Here is a 2789-nt window from a genome sequence, read left to right as displayed (position 1 = left end):
TGCGCATTTCAGCGATCGTGGACGTCCGTTTCGACGTGATCGCAGACGCTGTTTCAGCGCGATCGTGGACGATCACGGAAGCACGCGAGTGAATGAGTTCATCGTATCCCAGCCGTCCACGATGACGCTGAACCGGTGAGCGTTGTCCATGCCGGCGAGCATCGCCGGGGTGAGCAACGCGGCGCCGAAGGCGGTAATGGCTGGCGGGTTGGATTGGCAGGCTTGTCCACGGCGGCGGGCGTCGCTTGCGACGAACGACCGCCGCGGTGGGCAAGCCGTGTTTATGGCTGCAGCGGTTGTGTCGCTCAGGTTGCGCGAAGCGGTCATGCCTTCACCTGCTTCTTGCGCATCGACTCACCCTTGAGCGCGATCTTATGCGCCGTGTGCACGATGCGATCGAGGATGGCGTCGGCCAAGGTGGGATCGTTCAGCCACTCATGCCACGCTGTGACCGGCAACTGACTCGTGATCAACGTGGCGCGTGTGCCGACGCGGTCGTCCAGCAGTTCGAGCAGGTCGTTGCGCTCGGCCGCGGTGATCGGCGCGATCGCGAAGTCGTCGATCGCCAGCAGGTCGATGCGTGCGAGCTGCGCCAGGCGACGCCCGAAGCTGCCGTCGCCATGGGCAACGCGCAGTTCCTCGAGCAGCCGCGGCGCACGCATGTACAGCACCGTGAAGCCCGATCGCGCCGCCTGCTGCGCGAGGGCACAAGCCAACCACGTCTTGCCGACCCCGGTGGCTCCGGTGATCAAGACGTTGTGACCGTGGCGCAGCCAGTCGCAGCCGGCGAGCGCAGTGACGAGGTTGCGATCGATCCCGCGCGAGCCGCGCCAGTCGATGTCCTCGATGCAGGCGCTGCCGACCTTCAGCTTGGCCGCCTTGAGCAGCCGGGTGAGGCGCTTGGCGTCACGCCAGTCGATCTCGCGCTGCACCAGCATCGCCAGGCGCTCGTCGAAGGCCAGCTCGGCCGCAGCGGCACTCGTGCCCTGGTCCGACAGCGCATGGACCATGCCGTCCAGGCGCAGGCCGCGCAGCTGATCCAGGGTGTGTTCGTTGAGCAAGGGCGTCTCCTTCGTCAGTGGTAGTAGTCGGGGCCACGCACGTTCTCGTGCGATGGCAGTGCCGCCTGGGCTGGCGTAGCCGGCACCTGCTGTCGATCCAGTCCGGCGGCCAGGATCGAGTTCACGCTGCGGTAGGTCGGCGAGCGGATCGACATCGCGCGGGCGCAAGCGGCTTCGAGGCGCTCGTCGCCGAACTGGCGCGCCAGGCGCTGCAGCCCGAGGCAGGCGCGGTAGCCCTGCTCGGGGTGCGGGCGGTGCTCCATCTGCCAGCGCACGAGCGCCGCGGTGGCAGCCCCGATGCGCTCGCCCCAGGCGATCAGTCGCTGCGGCGTCCATTCCCGGTGCGCGCGGTGCGACGCCGGCATGTGCTCGGCCGTGGTCGTATGCGCGCCGCGCCGGCTGCTGTACGCGTGCACGGCCACGCGCTGGTTGCCCGCCAGGATCTCGACCGTCGTGCCGGTGACGCGCAGTTCGACCTTGCTGCGCACGAGCCGGTGCGGCACGCTGTAGTAGTGGCCGTCAAGCTCGACGTGGTAGTCGATGTTGACGCGGGCGCGCTTGAAGCGCGCGATCGACATGCGGGTGGCCGGCAGCGCCCGCAGCTCGCCACGGTCCAGGGCGTCGAAGGCGCTGGCGCGGCAGCCGGGCAGCTTCTTGAAGGCGCGCTGGTTCAGATCGAGCAGCAGCTCGCGGATCGCGGCGTTCAGCTCGGCCAGGCTGAAGAAGCGCCGGTTGCGCAGGCGCGCGAGGATCCAGCGCTCGACGACTTGAACGCCGACCTCGACCTTCGGCTTGTCGCGCGGGTGCGCCGGGCGTGCCGGCAGTACCGCGACGTCGTAGTGGTCGCACAACTCGTCGACCAGGCGGTTCACCACCGCCTCGTAGCGGTCGGGTCGGGCGATCAACGCGCGCGTCTGGTCGGGAACGATCAGGCGCGGGACGCCGCCGATGAATTCCAGCGCGTCGATGATCGAGCCGACCCAGTCGACCGCGCTCTGCGTCGCGGTGGCGCACGCGTAGGTGTAGTTCGATGCGCCGAGCACGGCCACGAAGATCTGGGCGCGGCGGATCTCGCCGCAGGCCGCATCGACGATCGGTACGGTCTGACCGGCGTAATCGACGAACAGCCGCTCGCCGGCGACGTGGGTCTGGCGCATCGAGCGCTTGAGCGCCGCCGCCCAGGTGCGGTACTTGACGCAGAAGCTGGTGTACTTGTACGCCTGCTCGCAGCCCCGCTGGTACTCCTCCCAGAGCAATTGCAGCGTGACGCCCGGGCGCTTGAGTTCCTGGTGAATCCAGGCGTAGTCGGGCTCGAGCTGATGGCTCGCGCGCGGCACGGCAGGCCGGTAGAGCCGTGCTTCGAGCTGCTCGTCGCTGAGCGTCTGCGCGATGCCCCAGTCGACGCCGGCGGCGCGGGCGAGCAGCACGAACTTGCCGACCGTCGCCTTGCCGATGCCGACGGCGCGGGCGATCTGGCCGTAGCTCAGACCGGCTTCAAGGTGCAGGCGCAGTGCCTGTCGAATCTGACGCATCGTGATCCTGTTGGTGGGCATGGCAGGCCGAAAAATCGGCCAGCATGCCCGCGGTCAAGTTCACTCGCGCGCTCCGCAATCGTCCACGATCAGGCTGAAACGTCGTCCACGATCAGCTTGAAATGGCGTCCACGTTCGGCTGAAACGCCGTCTACGATCGGCTGAAACGAGCGTCTACGATGGGCTGAAATACGCA

Annotated in this window: 3 protein-coding genes; all 3 read right to left on the bottom strand. The window is 68.0% G+C overall.

Going from position 1 to position 2789, the window contains the following annotated elements; translation table 11 throughout:
- Positions 1 to 72: 72 nt before the first annotated feature.
- The 3 genes from HQN59_RS25725 to istA are packed head-to-tail and all read right to left on the bottom strand — an operon-like array spanning position 73 to position 2614.
- Complete coding sequence (locus HQN59_RS25725; RefSeq protein ID WP_176071986.1) at positions 73 to 327, bottom strand: hypothetical protein; 255 nt, start codon at positions 325 to 327, stop codon at positions 73 to 75.
- Positions 324 to 1061 (bottom strand): IS21-like element helper ATPase IstB, encoded by a 738-nt coding sequence (gene istB / locus HQN59_RS25720; RefSeq protein WP_176071985.1) that lies wholly within the window; start codon positions 1059 to 1061, stop codon positions 324 to 326. The genes HQN59_RS25725 and istB overlap by 4 nt, the downstream gene beginning before the upstream one ends.
- 14 nt (positions 1062 to 1075) lie before the next feature.
- Positions 1076 to 2614, bottom strand: coding sequence for an IS21 family transposase (istA, locus tag HQN59_RS25715; protein WP_176071984.1), 1539 nt, complete (start codon positions 2612 to 2614; stop codon positions 1076 to 1078).
- Positions 2615 to 2789: the final 175 nt, after the last annotated feature.

The organism is Rhizobacter koreensis (assembly GCF_013366375.1).
GTDB classification, from domain to species: Bacteria; Pseudomonadota; Gammaproteobacteria; order Burkholderiales; family Burkholderiaceae_C; genus Schlegelella_A; species Schlegelella_A koreensis.
Note: the sequence above shows the minus strand (reverse complement) of the source record. Positions and strands in the feature narration are given on the sequence as shown.

Coding starts and splice junctions, on each gene's coding strand:
- HQN59_RS25725 (WP_176071986.1), bottom strand. CDS start 327: ATGACCGCTTCGCGCAACCTGAGCGACACAACCGCTGCAGCCATAAAC.
- istA (WP_176071984.1), bottom strand. CDS start 2,614: ATGCCCACCAACAGGATCACGATGCGTCAGATTCGACAGGCACTGCGC.